Below are 14,753 nucleotides of genomic sequence, written 5' to 3'. Positions count from 1 at the left end.
GAGACTGGGCTTTGTTGTCACCGTCTTTGCAAAAGCGCTTCGCGCTTTGCAAGGAGACACCTGCCACTAGGGCGTCAGGCCTGCACGACTTCGCCGTCCGCCTTGCGTGCGCTCGTCAGTCACGCGCTCGGCGTCCACCGCATCTCGACCCAACACTCGTGACGATCGCGAAGCGCCCCTCAAGCGGGTGAGACGGGCCATTCATACACTGAGTTGAACTTCTGGAAAACAGAAATATTTCTCGCCCAAGGGCTTGACGGGTTTTGTTGAGTTGCCCGTCGAGACCGTTTGTCGCAGCGGTGCTAGCCACCCTGGCGCAGCCGCGCCAGCACCTTCAGCCCGCCATAGCCGTCAGCGGGCTGAAGGCCGGTCCTGATCTGATAGTCCTTGATAGCCTTCATGGTGTCGTTGCCGACGCGGCCGTCGGTGCCGCCCGTGTTGAAGCCGGCCTTGGTCAGGCGTGTCTGCATCTCCTGCACTTCCGCCAGCGTCAGCGCGCGCTCTGAGCCGGGGAACGGCTGGATGAAGGGCGGTCCGCCGAGGCAGCGATCGCCGAGATGGCAGATCGCCAGTGCGTAGTTCATCGAGGGGTTGTAGCTCTTGACCGAATAGAAGTTCGGTCCGAGCAGGAACGCCGGTCCGCCCTGGACCGGAATCCAGAGCTGCGCCGATGCATTCGGCTGCGGGAACGGATGTCCGTCGGCGCGCGTCACGCCGGCGTTCACCCAGGCCGCATAGCTGCGGCTGCCGCCGGCACCGCCGCCGGGCGCACGGACCTCGTAGCCCCAGTGCTCGCCGCGGCGCCACTTGCCGCGATTGACGAGGTATTTCGCGGTCGATCCCAGCGCGTCGTCGGGCCGGCCGAACGGGGAGACCTTGCCGTCGCCGTCATAGTCGAAGCCGACATTGAGCCAGACTTCCGGCATCCACTGCGAATGGCCCATAGCGCCGGCCCAGGAGCCGCGCATCTCTTCCGGCGTGCTCCAGCCACGCTGGACGATCTTCATCGCGTTGATCAGCTCGGTCTCCCAATAGGCCTTGCGGCGCGGCTCGTTCCAGGCGAGCGCGGCGAGGGAGGGAAAGACCGGCGTCATGTGGTTCTGCTGCACCAGCGGATCGCCATAGGCGGACTCGACACCCCATAGCGCCAGCAATGTGCCGCGCTCGACGCCGAAGTCGCGTTCGATCCGGGCGAACAGCGCCTCATGTTTCCGGAGCGCCTCGCGGCCATGGATGATGCGCCAATCGGAGACCCGGCGGTTGATGTACTGCCAGATCTGCTCGTGGAATTCAGGCTGATTGCGCATCTGCCTGAACACGCTCATGTCGGGCTCGACCCGCGCCATGCAGCGGTTCCAGGTCGTGTCCGAGATGCCCTTCGCGAGCGCGCGGCCGCGGAAATTGTCGCGCCATTGGTCAAAGCCTGGAGGCGCGGCCGCCAGTGCGCAAAGTGGACTGGCGAGCACGGCACCTGTGGCAACCCCGAGCTTCAGAAAGGTGCGGCGGGCGGGGGAGTTCGGAGAATCAGGCTGTTTCATTTGGCCAGTCTAGCGGCGGGCTCCGAATGGACCAAAGCAACTCCGCCGCAGTGGCTAGCTATCCTGCAAATCTGTGGCGATTTTTGACAGCCAGCGCCGGACCACGCGTTCCTCATGGGCGGAGAGCCCTGCGGACAGCCGCCGCTCCAGCGCCTGGGCGTGGCGGCGGCATTGCGCGAGCAGCGCGGTTCCACGGCTGGTCAGCGTCCATTGCAGCACCCGGCCGTGGACCGGGTGCGGCGACTTGCGGATCGCGCCGTCGCGCTCGAGGTTGCGGATGATCACGTTGACGGTCTGCGGCGTCAGGATCGCGACCCGCGCGAGGTCGGCGCCGGAGAGGCCTGGATAGGCTTTCAGCATGGTGAGGACGACGAACTGCGGCGAGGTGACGCCGAGGCCGGCGAGCGCGCGCTCCATCGACAGCCGTGACGCCGCCTGGGCCTGGCGCAGCAGGTAGCCGAGATAGCCCTGCTCGCCGCGTTTGCCCTGGCCGGGCGGCGGGGGGACGGCGAGGGGGGAGGGCGGCGCTGCCGCAGGCGCCTTCCGGGCACCAACCGGCTTGTTTCCGCTGCGGCCTCTCGCGGGCCGCTTTGCGGCGGCGCCGGACTTTCCGCGTTTTCGCACCTCCGCCATGCCGTCTAAGCGCGCCTTCATCGGCATCGATGTCTTGCTCACAATATCAGTGCTCTTATAAGATATCAGGACTCTGATAACACGAGGCAAAGCCGATGTCACATGCTCGCAAGGAATACACCGATTTCGAGAAGCTGGCGCCCGATGTGTTCGCTGTCGTGCGTTCACTCGGCCACTTTGCGGCAAAGGCCGGGCTCGACAAGCAGCTCATCGAACTCATCAAGATTCGTGCCTCGCAGATCAACGGCTGCGCCTTTTGCGTGCAGTATCACATCTTGCAGAGCGAGAGCCTCGGCATTCCCGCCGACAAGCTGAACCTCGTCGTGGTGTGGCGCGAGGCGCCGCAATTCTCTGCGCGCGAGCGCGCCGCGCTGGCCTGGACCGAAGCGTTGACGACGCTGCCGAACGGCGTCAGCGACGAGGTCTATGCGCAGGCGACAGCGGAGTTCTCCGAAACGGAGCTGACCTATCTGACCTCGGCGATCGCATCGATCAATGTCTGGAACCGGTTCGGCGCGGCCTATCGCTGGACACCGCCGCCGCGCAAGCAGAAGGCGGACGCGGCGGCATCGTAGGATGTGAGGAGCAGATTGGGCGACAACAGAACAGGGAGAACAACCGATGAGCATCATGGCCGCGACGCTGTCGCCTCCATCCATACGGTCGCCGCGGCCGGTTTCGCTCGCGATCGTTGCGGGACTGGCCTGCGCCATGGCGATCGGCAAGGCCTTGCCGATCCCGATGGATGCGATCTCCTCGGTCATCATGCCGCCGTGCGCGACCGCGAATGCTGCATCCCCGCTCGACAAGGTCGAGGTCATCAGCTCGCATGCATTGCCGAACGTACCTGGCAAGCGCGTTACGGTGGTGCGCGTGTTCTACGGTCCCGGCGGATTTACCCCGCCGCATCGTCACGCCGGCTCGGTGACGGCCTACATCACCAAGGGCGAAATCCGCTCTCAACTCGGCGGCGGGCCGATCAAGACCTTCAAGGTAGGCCAGTCCTTCTTCGAGCCGCCGGGCTCCACCCACGTCGTCTCAGCCAATGCGAGCACCACGGAGCCGGCGGAATTGATCGCGGTATTCGTGGCCGACGAGGGCGCACAGCTGACCACGATGCTTGAATAGTCGTGGACGGCAGGCCGTGTCTCGGCGGCTATTAGCGCAAGCGTGACGGGGGTCGGTGGTCCATCTCGAGGCCGAGATCGATCGCAACTGGATCATCTCTCGTCCAGTCAATCCGGATATGTGTTTCGCTGCTACTGAAGAGGAATCAACCGATGATCAATCTGAAGGGACTTTCCGCTTTTCCGATCACGCCATCGCATCGAGACGGGCGGGTCGACGTCGGTGCTCTCGGAGCGTTGGTAGAACCTCTGATTGCCGCGAAGGTGGATTCGGTCGGACTGCTCGGCAGCACAGGCTCATATCCGTATCTCGGTCGCGACGAGCGGCGGCGCGCCGTCCAGGCGGCTGTCCGCCTGGCGGAGGGGAGGACGCCGATCTTGGCCGGGATCGGTGCGCTTCGCACCGACGAGACGGTGAGGTTGGCCCAGGATGCGCGCGATGCCGGCGCGGCCGCAGGGCTTTTGGCGCCGGTTTCCTATACTCCGCTGACGGATGACGAGGTTTTCGAGCATTTCCAGACGGTGGCGCGCGAGAGCCGGCTGCCGATTTGCATCTACGACAATCCGGGCACCACGCATTTCCGCTTCACGCCGGCCTTGATCGGTCGTTTGAGCCGTGTGGATGGAATCGTGGCGGTGAAGAGTCCGGCGCCGGAGCCTGCTGCCATCTCGCGCCATATCGCGGAGTTGCGAGCCGTCGTCCCAAGTGGCTTTTCGTTGGGTTACGCCGCCGACTGGAATTGCACCGAGGCGCTGCTGGCCGGCGGCGAGACCTGGTACAGCGTTCTTGCGGGAATTTTCCCGAAGATCTGCCTCGACATCGTCCGCGCTGCGACGAGCGGCAATGCCCCGGAGGCGCGACGGCTCAACCAGCGCCTGCAACCGATCTGGGACCTGTTCAAGACGTTCTCAAGCCTGCGCGTGGTTTACGCAATCGCCAATCTCAGGGGAATCTGTGCGGCGGAGCCGCCGCGTCCGATCCTGCCGCTGCCCGCGGAAGGGCAGAAGAAAGTCGCGGAGACATTGGCAGGAATACAGATCGATTTTGGTTGAATCGGCTTCGTCGCTTTCGGGGCTAGGCGGACATCAGCCAGCCGACAGCCCGACCGAATCTGTCGAAAATGACCCGAAGCAGTCATCGGTATGTCGAAGTTGCTGCGATACGCAATCATCACTTCTCTGGTGCCGCGGAACGCGCGGCGGTGAGCATCAGCGTGGAATTCGCATAAGCGCCGGAGGCGCGCATCTCCGCTCGGTAGTGCGATTGCATCTCGGCTCAGTATTCCGATGATGCATTGCTCGCATCAGGCGAAGCCAGAAGTGCCATCGCATGGATCAAATTTGAGTGACGGCGGGAACCCGCCCGCGAGAACGTCATCTCATTTTAGCGAGTCTCTATTTGGCAAGTGTCTTCGGCCTTCCATCGGCCGCGCCTTGTGCGCCGCGGGATCGCGGACGCGCTATATAGCACAGACAGCGGGAGCAAACGCATGCGTAGAATTCTTGGAGTTGTTGCAGTCTGCGGCATCCTGGTCCTGTCCGCACTACCGGCAGCCGCTCAGAAGGTCGAAAAAGCGCCGCCCGGTGGTCCCTACAAGAAAGTGAGCGAGCTCGTGAAGCTACCTGATTTCCTGCCGGGCATAGGCACACTTTATGTCGACCCCAAGACTCTTCCCGAGGGGCCGTTCCTCGCCTATGACCACCAGGAAAAGCTTGTGAGCACGATCTTTATGATCCCGCTCAAAGACCTCGATGCGCAAAAAAAGCGGGATGATCTGGCGGCGCCAGGCGGGAAAGTCGATCACGTCAGCATCTACTACAATGCAGGCCATCCCGGCGTTCCTGAACCGCACTATCACATCGTGCTTTGGCACGTTCCGAAGGCGCAGGAGCAACTCGTCGCGAAGTAAAAGAAACCCGGAAGTGTTCACCTGCCGGTGCCCATGAGGATCATCATAATGGAAAGCAGCGTCTCGCGTCGCGGGATGCTGCAACTAACTCTCGTCGCCGCTGCCTCGGTTGCGGAAGCTGTAACCTGGCCTGCTCGCGCTCAGCCAGAACTGAGCGAAGCACAAAAGATTTCGCATGCCGACGCCAAATATCAGACTACGCCAAACGACCAGCAACGCTGCGAGATTTGTCTGCAATTTGAGCCGCCCAACCATTGCAAGGTCGTGCAGAGCCCGATCACCCCTCATGGCTGGTGCCAGTATTTTGCGGCGCGAGAGAATGCCCATTAGTTTTTAAGTGCGCCACTGCCACCATGCTGGCTACTCAAGTGCGTTCGGCCGCCGCGCCGCCCGCCTGATAGTCGAGATCGCTATTCTTGCCCAGCCTCTTCGCTAGTACGCCCTATGCGCTGCCATCGCGAACATGGATTTCATCGGCCCAATAGGCGTCAGCTTCGCCGCAACAGCTCGCGGCCGCACGCAATCGGATGGCAGTTCAGAGCCCTCCTGCTTGCTAGATGCTGGCGTCCCAATAGGGCGGTCTCCCGAAACTGCGGGCGAGATGGTTGACGAACGCGCGGACCTTCATGGACATCAGGCGATTGCCGGGATAGACGGCGTAGATGGCGCTGGCCGGCAGCTCCCATCTGGGAAGTACGCGTCTGAGCGCGCCCGTGCGCAGCGGTTCGGCCGCAGCCCATGTTGGTAGCACCGAGATGCCGACGCCATCGAGAGCCGCCGCCCGCAGCATCTCGGCGCTGTTGCTTCGGAAACTCCCGCTCACCGCCATGCGCACCTTCCCGCGTGGGCCTATAAGCGACCATTCGCCGCCCCACGGGAGCAGGGCCGTGCAGATGCAGTTGTGCTGTGTCAATTCCTCTGGCTTGCGAGGCATTCCGCGCGCATCGAGATAAGCCGGCGCAGCACAAAGAATAATGCGCGACGGCGCAAGCTTGCGCACCACGAGCCGAGAATCCTCGAGTACACCGATGCGAATGGCGAGATCGAGACCCTCGTCGACGAGGTTTACATGGGCCGGACTTAGCGTGATGTGGACGGCAAGCTCCGAATAGCGTCTCAAGAAGCCCGAAAGCGCTGGAGCGACATGCATCCATCCAAAGCTGTCCGGCGCCGAAATGCGCAGCGTACCGCGCGGTTGGTGTTGGAGCGCAGCAGCTGCCTGCTCAGCCGCTTCAGCCTCGGTGAGAATTCGGATGCAATGGCGATAATAGGCCGCGCCCGCCTCGGTTAAGGATACTCGACGGGTCGTCCGATTCAGAAGGCGAACGCCCAGGCGATTCTCGAGCCGTTGCACATGGGCACTGACCGCGGACTTGGAAATCTTCAAGCGAGCCGCCGCCGCCGAAAAGCTTCCGCTATCGACCACACGAACAAAGGCAGCGATTCCGTCGAGAGGATCCATCCGCCGATTGTCCTGAAATCAGAACGGCAAGTCCAGAGAATACCGGCTAATCAGACTTCCCAAACGGAGCTAGTTATCTGGCGATCGCAATGATTGGGGCAGAGAACAGGAGGTTGGAAATGACTAACAGTCTCGCTGCGGCTACGGCCCTTTCGCGTGAGCCTGAAGCCGGTTCGACACTGAACGTGTTGGGCGTCACCCACATTTACAAGGTAACGGGTGCTGAAACAGGCGGGTCCCTGTCGTTTTGGGAGGCCATCATCCCGCCGGGAGCGGGGGCGCCACTGCATACGCATAGCCGCGAGGATGAGGCCTTCTATGTCCTAAGTGGCGAGATCCTGATCGAGCGAGAAGGCGAGGCCGCGCCGCTTACCGTCGGTCCGGGTGATTTTTTCTTCGGTGCCCGCGGGCGCTACCATGCTTTCCGCAATGTCGGGGACGAGACCGCTCGCGTCCTCATGCTCAGTACGCCCAGCTGCGGCCTTGATCAAATGTTCGCGGACCTCGAAACCGCTACCCGTGGCGGCATGCCGGACCCCCCAAGGCTGGTGGCGATTGCTTCCAAGTACGGTGTAACTATCAAACCGCCGTCGGCGTGAAAGTCTGAAGCCGCGGCGTCGGGGACGCTGCGGCTTCCTTGCACAAATCAGCAGCTCTCTGCCGAGCGGGTCGCGATTTCGGCAATTGGCCCTTCGCGACATATTGCGTCGCCGCGCGAGCTTGGTCGCTAACGGCGCAGAGCGGACGTGGCTTTCGTCGCGCCGGGGTTATGGTGACACGGCCCAGCTAATTGCTGCCGCCCTCCTGGATGTCGATGCGACGTGTGACGTCCTCGGGCAGGGCATGGGCGACGGCGGCTGCAAGCCCCGGCTCGGGGCCGATTTCGCGCCCGCGGCCGCGGATCAATCGCTCATAGGCCGACACGAGCGTGGTGTAGGGATTGACCCAGATCCAGCCGTCGCGCGTGAACACCTGGACGTCGAAATGCAGATGCCGCGTCGTGCCGTTCGGATGATCGAGATAGTTCGAGACCACACCGATCCTCTCGCCCTCCACCACGCGGCGGCCGTTGAGCAGACCATCGGCATCCATCACCGACGGGTTCATGTGCATGTAGCGGAAGCGGATATGTTCGGTGCGGGTATTGACCTGCAGCGTGACCGCCTGCTGCTGCGGTGAGCGGATCACGATGGCGTCGCGCACCGCAACGACCGCCTGCCGCTTGGGGTTGCATCCGTCCGTGCTACCGGGCGGACATGCGCCGGGGCGAATGTCCTGGCCCTGATGGCCATAGCCGCCGGCGCATTGCCCGACTTCAAAGCTGCGCGCCTCGCAGAAATTGTCCTGCCAGGGATATTCATCGCCACGCCCGTGCTTGGGAAAGGACTGGGAATGGGCGAAGGCGGGCGCCTTCTCGAGCGGAAAGCGGATCTGCGAATAGACGGTGAAGTCGGCGCGGCCGCCCTGATGGTGCCCGCCGCTGTTGGCGATGATGTCGCCGCTCGGGCGATAGGTGAAGTCGGGCGAGGTCGCCGCCGGCCGTTCGGCGATGTCGGCGGCGAGATCGCTGCGCGGTCGCGATGACTGGCCGCCGGCGACGCGCAAAGCCTTCAGGAAGCGTTCGGCGACGGGATAGGCCTCGCGGCAGGCCAGCCGCTTCGGACGCGGCGCGCTGTCGAGGCACTGGATCGACACGACGTAAGGAATTCCGAACCGGGTGAAGGCGTAACGGACATAGCCTTCCCGGATGAAGCGGCGCATGTCCGGGAACTGCGTGGCGAGCGCCTTGACCGGCTCGCCTTTGCCGATCAGCCGATCAGCTAGGTCGTAGACCAGGATTGAGCCCGAGATCTGGACCTCGACCGGCTTTGCAAAGGTCCGCTGCGGCATGCCGTCGGTCGCGCCGGGGTCGAGCGAGAACACGGCATCGTAGCCGGATGGGCCGGCATGGAAGAGATCGGCAGCACGGAAGTCGGCCTGATAGCGAGACACGGGGAGGCTGTCCGGCGCACCGCCTTGCCGCGCCTCGAGATAGCTTGCCGTATCGAACGGCAGCAGCACCGGGATGGGGCTGCGCGCGATGCCGGGGAAAATCGGCGATGTCACCGCGTTCAACTGCACGAATGCCGGCGTCGAGCGCGGGTCGTGGGCCGGGACCCGGCGCTGGCTCGCAAAGCTGAAGCTGGAGGCGATGGCCGGCCGGGCGTTGATTTCCTGCCGCAACTGGTTGAGCGCGGAACGCCATTCGACCCGCATGGCCGAGATTGACGGCGTCCTGAACTCGCCGGCTGACGCGCCGGTCAGGGGGAAGAGCAAAGCTGCCAGCCAGCAACCGGCGAAGCTGACGACCTTCCTGCCCAACGCGCCCCCCCCCCCCCCCCGGGCTCATGTGCGACTGCCGGAGAGATTAATGCATATTAGGTTCTGATTGAATCGGAACCCAAGTTTTAGATTCTTGTTTTGAAGCGTTTTCTTAACGCGAACCTGCCCGCTCGCTTCGGAAAGCGCCGGCCGCTAATCCTTGGCGCGTTCGACGTAGGAACCGTCCTCGGTCATCACCACGATGCGGGTGCCGGTGGTCACGTGCGGGGGGACGCCGGTGCGCACGCCGTTGGACAGCACCGCGGGCTTGTAGGACGAGGAGGCGGTCTGGCCCTTGGTCACGGGCTCGGTCTCGACGACTTCCAGCGTCACGCGCTGCGGCAGCTGGATCGCGACGGGATTGCCCTCATGCAGCGAGAGCTTCACGGTCATGTTCTCCTGCAGATACGGCGCAGAAGAGCCGACGATCTCCTTGGAGACCTGGACCTGGTCGTAATTCTCGGCGTTCATGAAGTGGAAGCCGTCGCCGTCTTCATAGAGGTAGTTGAAGTTGTGGTCCTCGACGGTGGCCTTCTCGACCTGGTCGGTGGTCTTGTAGCGTTCCGAGACCTTAACTCCGTCGCCGATGCGGCGCATTTCGATCTGGCTGACCGGGGTGCCCTTGCCGGGGTGAATGTTCTCGGCTGACAGCACCACATAGAGCTTGCCGTCCTGCTCGATGACGTTGCCCTTGCGGATGGAACTGGCGATGACTTTCAAAGGTGTTTTCCTGAATTTGGGAGGCGCGGGCGCAAACCGGATCGGCAACCCCTCTGCCTTGGCGGCGATTTCGGGCTGCAACATACTGATTTGTCCCTGAGATGCCAGCCTTTTGCGGCTGATTTCGGCAGATTGCAGGTCTCCGATCCTGGCCAATCAGGGCCGTCCTCCCGTGTCATCTGGGGTTTTGGACGCCTTGGCGCGGGCTTCGAGAGGGTTCAGCCACATGGACAAGGCTGGCGTCTTTCGACAAGAAGGGAAAAACGTCGCCGCACTCCCGTGAGACAAAGATCATGTCCGTAGGCAATCGTTTCAATATCAAGGGCTTATATTTGTCTCTTAAACAAATGATGGCGGTTGCTGATGGCGATTCGTCGCATCGGGCGAGATCGAAATGACCGGACCGGACAACCCTTCGCCGTGGTGGACGCCGTCGCGCTACGCCGACCGCAAACCGTTCCTGCTGACGCGGAGCGTGGTGACGAAGGCGCTCAGGGCCTGGTTCGAGGAGCAGGGATTTACCGAGGTCGAGACCGGGATCCTGCAGATTTCCCCGGGCAACGAGACCCATCTGCATGCGCCCCGGACCGACCTGGCGCGGGCCGACGGCTCCCGTGCGACACGCTATCTGCGCACCTCGCCGGAGTTCGCCTGCAAGAAGCTGCTCGCAGCTGGCGAGCCGAAGATCTACGAGTTCGCACGGGTGTTCCGCGATCGCGAGCGTGGTGATCTGCACTTGCCTGAATTCACGATGCTGGAATGGTACCGCGCCAATGCAGGCTACGATGCCATCATGGCCGATACGATCGTGGTGATCGCGCACGCCGCGCAGGCGACCGGGATCGGCCGGTTCTCGTTCCGTGGCAAGACCGCCGACCCCTTCGTCGAGCCGGAACTGCTGACCGTCGCGGCGGCCTTCGATCGCTTTGCCGGCATCAATCTGCTGGCGACAATCACAGGCGGCGAGGGTGATCGGGCGGCGCTGGCGGCGGCCGCGCGGGAGCGGGTGCGGATTGCGGATGACGACACCTGGTCCGATATCTTCAGCAAGGTGCTGGTCGAGCATGTTGAGCCCAATCTGGGGCAGGGCCGTCTGACGGTGCTGTTCGAATATCCGTCGCCGGAAGCGGCGCTGGCACGCGCCAAGGCCGGCGATTCGCGCGTCGCCGAGCGCTTCGAGGTCTATGCCTGCGGCGTCGAGCTCGCCAACGGCTTCGGCGAGCTGACCGATGCCGTTGAGCAGCGCGATCGCTTCACCGCGGCAATGGACGAGAAGGCCAGGCGTTACGGTGAGCGCTATCCGCTCGACGAGGACTTCATTGCCGCGGTCGGCCAGATGCCCGAGGCGAGCGGCGTTGCGCTCGGCTTCGATCGGCTGGTGATGCTGGCGAGCGGCGCGCCGAGAATTGACCAGGTGGTCTGGACACCGCCTGCGGGAGAAACATGAACAGAATCGATCCCAAACTTGCTGCAACGCTGCGACAACCGCGCGAGCTGGTCGACGCCGGGCTCGCCCCGGTGGAGGCGTTGGCGGAGCTGGAAAAGGTCGCTGCGCGCTATGCCGTCGCGGTGACGCCGGAGCTTGCCGCGCTGATCGACCCGGCCGATCCCGACGATCCGATCGCGCGGCAATTCATTCCGAGTGCCGAGGAGCTCGTGGAGCAGCCTGGCGAGAACGCCGATCCGATCGGCGACGATGCGCATTCGCCGGTCGCCGGAATCGTCCACCGCTATCCCGACCGGGTGCTGCTCAAGCTGGTCCACGTCTGCGCGGTCTATTGCCGGTTCTGTTTCCGTCGTGAAATGGTCGGGCCGGGCAAGGCCACCGCGTTGTCCGATGACGCCTATCGTGCGGCATTGGACTATATCCGCGCGCGTCCGGAGATCTGGGAGGTCATCCTGACCGGCGGCGATCCGCTGATGCTGTCGTCGCGCCGGCTGACGGAGATCATGGCCGATCTCGCCCGGATCGATCACGTCAAGATCATTCGCATCCATACCCGCGTACCAGTTGCTGATCCAGCCCGCATCAACCCAGAGGTGATCGCGGCACTGCGGCCGGATGGCGCGACGACCTGGGTCGCGCTCCATGCCAATCATCCGCGCGAACTGACGGAGAACGCGCGTGCAGCCTGTGCGCGCCTCGCTGACGCCGGCATCCCCCTGGTCAGCCAGTCCGTGTTGCTGCGCGGGGTCAATGACGACGCCGCGACGCTCGAAGCGCTGATGCGCGCCTTTGTCGAGTGCCGGGTCAAGCCCTATTACCTGCATCACGGCGATCTCGCGTCGGGCACCGGCCATCTGCGCACCACGATCGAGGCCGGGCAAAGCCTGATGCGCGCCTTGCGGGGGCGGGTCTCGGGCCTGTGCCAGCCCGACTACGTGCTCGACATTCCCGGCGGCCATGGCAAGGCGCCGATCGGGCCGGATTATTTGTCGCAGTCAGATTCCCGGGAACGTGAAGGTTCCACGGAACGGCAGTATCGTGTCGTCGATTATTGTGGTGACGTTCACCTGTATCCGCCGGAATCGTGAGCCAGCGCAGGGGAAGGACGGCAGGAGCCGCCCGAGGACGAGGGCCGCCGCGGGATCGAAAATGCTGTGATGCTCGGCTTGTTTGTGGTGCTGGTCGCCGCGGGAATCTGGCTACATGGCACCATGGCCGATATACGGAAGGTGCAGGATTGCGCAGCACAGGGGCGACGCAACTGCGCTATCATCGACGTCCCGGACCGGGCGCGAGAAATAAGGGCTAGAGGCGGAGACGCAAAATGCGAAAAACAGTTTTGTCGATGGCGTTGCTGGTTGCGGTTGGAGCGCCCCAGGCCTTGGCGCAGCAGGGCGGGGTCACCACCATGCAGAAGGACAGGCCGCTGCCCCAGGCGCCGGTCGGGCACCGACAGCCGCGGGCCAGCGACGTTCCCAGCGAGAAGCATCTGAGCGATCCGAACAGCCAGACGAGCAAGGAAGACGCGGCGCTCGACAAGAAGATCAAGAGCATCTGCCGCGGCTGCTAGGCTGAGCCGGAGGACGGTGGAGCGCGGCATCGTGCGCTCCGCCGCTTGCGTTCAATCCTCGGTACCTCGTCAGGCGGAGGCTTCCTTCAAGCCGTCACGGCGAGCGTTTCGCCTGGCGTCGACCGCCTGGGCCAGCCGGTTGAGGACATCAGCTGTCGTCTCCCAATCGATGCAGCCGTCGGTGATGCTCTGGCCGTAGACCAGCGCTGTGCCCGGAACGACATCCTGACGGCCGGCAACCAGGTTGCTTTCGATCATCGCGCCGACGATGCGCCGTTCGCCGCCCGCAATTTGACGGGCGATGTCGGCGGCGACCAGCGGCTGGTTCTCCGGCTTCTTGCTGCTGTTGGCGTGGCTGGTGTCGATCATCAGGCGGGGTGCAACGCCGGCGCGGCTGAGCTCGACCGCGGCGGCATCGACGCTCGCGGCATCGTAATTCGGCGCGCGGCCGCCGCGCAGGATGATGTGGCAGTCCTCATTACCGCGCGTTGCGGCGATCGCCGAACGACCGCCCTTGGTGACCGCCATGAAATGATGCGGGTGCGAGGCCGACTTCACGGCATCAGCCGCAATCCGCACATTGCCGTCCGTGCCGTTCTTGAAGCCGACCGGGCAGGACAATCCGGACGCCAGCTCGCGATGGATCTGGCTCTCGGTGGTGCGCGCGCCGATCGCGGCCCACGAGACCAAGTCGGCGATGTATTGCGGTGTCGTCATGTCGAGGAATTCGGTGCCGGCCGGCAGGCCGAGATTGTTCACCGCCGACAGCACGCTGCGGGCGAGGCGCAGGCCCTTGTTGATGTCGAAGCTGCCGTCGAGGTTAGGATCGTTGATCAGCCCCTTCCAGCCGACCGTCGTGCGCGGCTTCTCGAAATAGACGCGCATCACGATCTCGAGGCGGTCGCTAAGCTGTTCGCGCAAGCCGGCGAGACGCTCGGCGTAATCGACGGCCGCCGCGGGATCGTGGATCGAGCAGGGGCCGACGACGACCAGCAGGCGGTCATCGGTCCCGTGCAGGATGGCGTGGATGGCGTTGCGGGCGCTCATCACGACCCGGGTCGCCGTCAGGGTGCGCGGGATTTCCCGCATCACCTCTTCGGGCGTACTCAGCTCTTTCAGTTCCTTGATGCGAAGATCGTCTGTCGTACTCAACACGGCTGGCTCCTTGGGATTGGGACCTGCCGGCACACAAAAAAGCCGCCAGGTCTGGCGGCTTGTTTCGGACGTCTGCTGCAATTCTTCAGATTGAGCGCGATCCTCCTGCCGCCAGCAAGCTGTCGTAGCTAAAGTACCAAAAATAGCTGGTGGCGACGGTGATCATGGGGCGGCTCTATAACCTATCGATCTTGGCTTGTCACCCCTAAATCCGACCGGCTCGTGATCACGAGGAGCCGCGGGCCGCCAGCGCCATGCCGATCAGGGTGGCCCCGCCGAACATCAGGTTGAGGCCGACCAGGAGACCAAGCGCCCACTGCGCCGAGCCCGGCAGGCCCGCGATGATGAAGAATGCGATCACGATGTCCATCAGGCCGGCGACGGCCAGCCACGACCAGCGCCCGGACAATTCGCGACGATGTTCCAGCGCGTACATGATGGTGGCGACGCCCTCGGCGACGAAATAGGCACCGACGACAATGGTCAGCGTCAGCACGCCCTGAAGCGGACGCGCCAGCAGCACCAGGCCGGCGAGAACGGCGAGGGCGGCCGAGATCAGCGACCACCAGAAGCCCGGCATGTTGCGCGCCCAGTACGTCGCGATGAGCCCGCCGATGCCGCTGATCAGAAACATCCAGCCAAGGAAAATGGTGACGGCAAGGCTCGCCAGTGGCGGCACGATCAACGCGGCGATGCCGAGGATCACCAGCAGGATGCCTTCGAACAGGAATGCCTTCCAGTGTTGCTTGACCGCAGCGCTCATCTCCGATCGCAGCTTGTCGAGATCATTGGGCAGGGGCATTCGCAGATCTCCTGGGACGCGCCTCGCG

16 protein-coding genes are annotated in these 14,753 nt (G+C 63.7%); 9 read left to right on the top strand and 7 right to left on the bottom strand.

The window, feature by feature from the left end; all coding sequences use genetic code 11:
- Positions 1-302: 302 nt before the first annotated feature.
- Both MTX23_RS19100 and MTX23_RS19095 read right to left on the bottom strand, forming a co-directional pair.
- A complete protein-coding gene (locus tag MTX23_RS19100) occupies positions 303-1,538 on the bottom strand; it encodes a lytic murein transglycosylase (RefSeq protein ID WP_280971759.1) in 1,236 nt (411 codons plus the stop codon).
- 54 nt (positions 1,539-1,592) lie between these two features.
- A complete protein-coding gene (locus MTX23_RS19095; RefSeq protein WP_280971758.1) occupies positions 1,593-2,192 on the bottom strand; it encodes a MarR family transcriptional regulator in 600 nt (199 codons plus the stop codon).
- 74 nt (positions 2,193-2,266) lie between these two features.
- Between MTX23_RS19095 and MTX23_RS19090 the strand changes: the two genes are divergently transcribed.
- From MTX23_RS19090 to MTX23_RS19070, 5 genes are all read left to right on the top strand, one after another.
- Positions 2,267-2,746 (top strand): carboxymuconolactone decarboxylase family protein, encoded by a 480-nt coding sequence (locus MTX23_RS19090; protein ID WP_280971757.1) that lies wholly within the window; start codon positions 2,267-2,269, stop codon positions 2,744-2,746.
- 46 nt (positions 2,747-2,792) lie between these two features.
- Complete coding sequence (locus MTX23_RS19085) at positions 2,793-3,299, top strand: cupin domain-containing protein (protein WP_280971756.1); 507 nt, start codon at positions 2,793-2,795, stop codon at positions 3,297-3,299.
- 152 nt (positions 3,300-3,451) lie between these two features.
- Positions 3,452-4,351 carry a dihydrodipicolinate synthase family protein gene (locus tag MTX23_RS19080; RefSeq protein ID WP_280971755.1) on the top strand — a complete coding sequence of 300 codons (900 nt, stop codon included), beginning with the start codon at positions 3,452-3,454 and terminating at the stop codon, positions 4,349-4,351.
- A 437-nt stretch (positions 4,352-4,788) separates the two neighbouring features.
- Positions 4,789-5,208 carry a DUF5602 domain-containing protein gene (locus MTX23_RS19075; protein WP_280971754.1) on the top strand — a complete coding sequence of 140 codons (420 nt, stop codon included), beginning with the start codon at positions 4,789-4,791 and terminating at the stop codon, positions 5,206-5,208.
- Positions 5,209-5,256: 48 nt separating this feature from the next.
- Positions 5,257-5,538: a high potential iron sulfur protein gene (locus tag MTX23_RS19070; RefSeq protein WP_280971753.1), complete on the top strand. Its 282-nt coding sequence runs from the start codon at positions 5,257-5,259 to the stop codon at positions 5,536-5,538.
- 223 nt (positions 5,539-5,761) lie between these two features.
- On the opposite strand, the gene MTX23_RS19065 is transcribed toward MTX23_RS19070, so the two are convergent.
- A complete protein-coding gene (locus tag MTX23_RS19065; protein WP_280971752.1) occupies positions 5,762-6,670 on the bottom strand; it encodes a LysR family transcriptional regulator in 909 nt (302 codons plus the stop codon).
- A 119-nt stretch (positions 6,671-6,789) separates the two neighbouring features.
- Between MTX23_RS19065 and MTX23_RS19060 the strand changes: the two genes are divergently transcribed.
- Positions 6,790-7,269, top strand: coding sequence for a cupin domain-containing protein (locus MTX23_RS19060; RefSeq protein WP_280971751.1), 480 nt, complete (start codon positions 6,790-6,792; stop codon positions 7,267-7,269).
- 187 nt (positions 7,270-7,456) lie between these two features.
- Here the strand turns inward: MTX23_RS19060 and MTX23_RS19055 are convergent, their stop codons facing one another.
- Positions 7,457-9,031, bottom strand: coding sequence for a M23 family peptidase (locus tag MTX23_RS19055; RefSeq protein WP_280971750.1), 1,575 nt, complete (start codon positions 9,029-9,031; stop codon positions 7,457-7,459).
- Between the two features lie 153 nt (positions 9,032-9,184).
- Positions 9,185-9,751: an elongation factor P gene (gene efp, locus MTX23_RS19050; protein WP_280978119.1), complete on the bottom strand. Its 567-nt coding sequence runs from the start codon at positions 9,749-9,751 to the stop codon at positions 9,185-9,187.
- 394 nt (positions 9,752-10,145) lie between these two features.
- On the opposite strand from efp, the gene epmA reads away from it, so the two are divergent.
- The 3 genes from epmA to MTX23_RS19035 all read left to right on the top strand — a co-directional run bounded on the left by epmA (position 10,146) and on the right by MTX23_RS19035 (position 12,768).
- Positions 10,146-11,198: an EF-P lysine aminoacylase EpmA gene (epmA, locus tag MTX23_RS19045; protein WP_280971749.1), complete on the top strand. Its 1,053-nt coding sequence runs from the start codon at positions 10,146-10,148 to the stop codon at positions 11,196-11,198.
- Positions 11,195-12,286 carry a lysine-2,3-aminomutase-like protein gene (locus tag MTX23_RS19040; RefSeq protein WP_280971747.1) on the top strand — a complete coding sequence of 364 codons (1,092 nt, stop codon included), beginning with the start codon at positions 11,195-11,197 and terminating at the stop codon, positions 12,284-12,286. The genes epmA and MTX23_RS19040 overlap by 4 nt, the downstream gene beginning before the upstream one ends.
- Positions 12,287-12,522: 236 nt before the next feature.
- On the top strand, positions 12,523-12,768 hold the full coding sequence (locus MTX23_RS19035; RefSeq protein WP_280971746.1) for a hypothetical protein: 246 nt from the start codon (positions 12,523-12,525) through the stop codon (positions 12,766-12,768).
- Positions 12,769-12,837: 69 nt separating this feature from the next.
- Here MTX23_RS19035 and MTX23_RS19030 read toward each other — a convergent pair whose 3' ends face one another.
- Positions 12,838-13,923 (bottom strand): 3-deoxy-7-phosphoheptulonate synthase, encoded by a 1,086-nt coding sequence (locus tag MTX23_RS19030; protein ID WP_280971745.1) that lies wholly within the window; start codon positions 13,921-13,923, stop codon positions 12,838-12,840.
- Positions 13,924-14,149: 226 nt separating this feature from the next.
- Entirely contained in the window at positions 14,150-14,725 is a 576-nt protein-coding gene (locus tag MTX23_RS19025; RefSeq protein ID WP_280971744.1) for an HdeD family acid-resistance protein, read from the bottom strand.
- Between the last annotated feature and the right edge of the window lie 28 nt (positions 14,726-14,753).

The organism is Bradyrhizobium sp. ISRA436 (genome assembly GCF_029910015.1).
Taxonomy (GTDB): Bacteria; Pseudomonadota; Alphaproteobacteria; order Rhizobiales; family Xanthobacteraceae; genus Bradyrhizobium.
This window is presented reverse-complemented; position numbering and strand designations above follow the sequence as displayed.

Bases quoted from the DNA above. Each gene is read 5' to 3' on its own strand.
- MTX23_RS19100 (WP_280971759.1), bottom strand. From the start codon at position 1,538: ATGAAACAGCCTGATTCTCCGAACTCCCCCGCCCGCCGCACCTTTCTG.
- MTX23_RS19095 (WP_280971758.1), bottom strand. From the start codon at position 2,192: ATGAAGGCGCGCTTAGACGGCATGGCGGAGGTGCGAAAACGCGGAAAG.
- MTX23_RS19090 (WP_280971757.1), top strand. From the start codon at position 2,267: ATGTCACATGCTCGCAAGGAATACACCGATTTCGAGAAGCTGGCGCCC.
- MTX23_RS19085 (WP_280971756.1), top strand. From the start codon at position 2,793: ATGAGCATCATGGCCGCGACGCTGTCGCCTCCATCCATACGGTCGCCG.
- MTX23_RS19080 (WP_280971755.1), top strand. From the start codon at position 3,452: ATGATCAATCTGAAGGGACTTTCCGCTTTTCCGATCACGCCATCGCAT.
- MTX23_RS19075 (WP_280971754.1), top strand. From the start codon at position 4,789: ATGCGTAGAATTCTTGGAGTTGTTGCAGTCTGCGGCATCCTGGTCCTG.
- MTX23_RS19070 (WP_280971753.1), top strand. From the start codon at position 5,257: ATGGAAAGCAGCGTCTCGCGTCGCGGGATGCTGCAACTAACTCTCGTC.
- MTX23_RS19065 (WP_280971752.1), bottom strand. From the start codon at position 6,670: ATGGATCCTCTCGACGGAATCGCTGCCTTTGTTCGTGTGGTCGATAGC.
- MTX23_RS19060 (WP_280971751.1), top strand. From the start codon at position 6,790: ATGACTAACAGTCTCGCTGCGGCTACGGCCCTTTCGCGTGAGCCTGAA.
- epmA (WP_280971749.1), top strand. From the start codon at position 10,146: ATGACCGGACCGGACAACCCTTCGCCGTGGTGGACGCCGTCGCGCTAC.
- MTX23_RS19040 (WP_280971747.1), top strand. From the start codon at position 11,195: ATGAACAGAATCGATCCCAAACTTGCTGCAACGCTGCGACAACCGCGC.
- MTX23_RS19035 (WP_280971746.1), top strand. From the start codon at position 12,523: ATGCGAAAAACAGTTTTGTCGATGGCGTTGCTGGTTGCGGTTGGAGCG.
- MTX23_RS19025 (WP_280971744.1), bottom strand. From the start codon at position 14,725: ATGCCCCTGCCCAATGATCTCGACAAGCTGCGATCGGAGATGAGCGCT.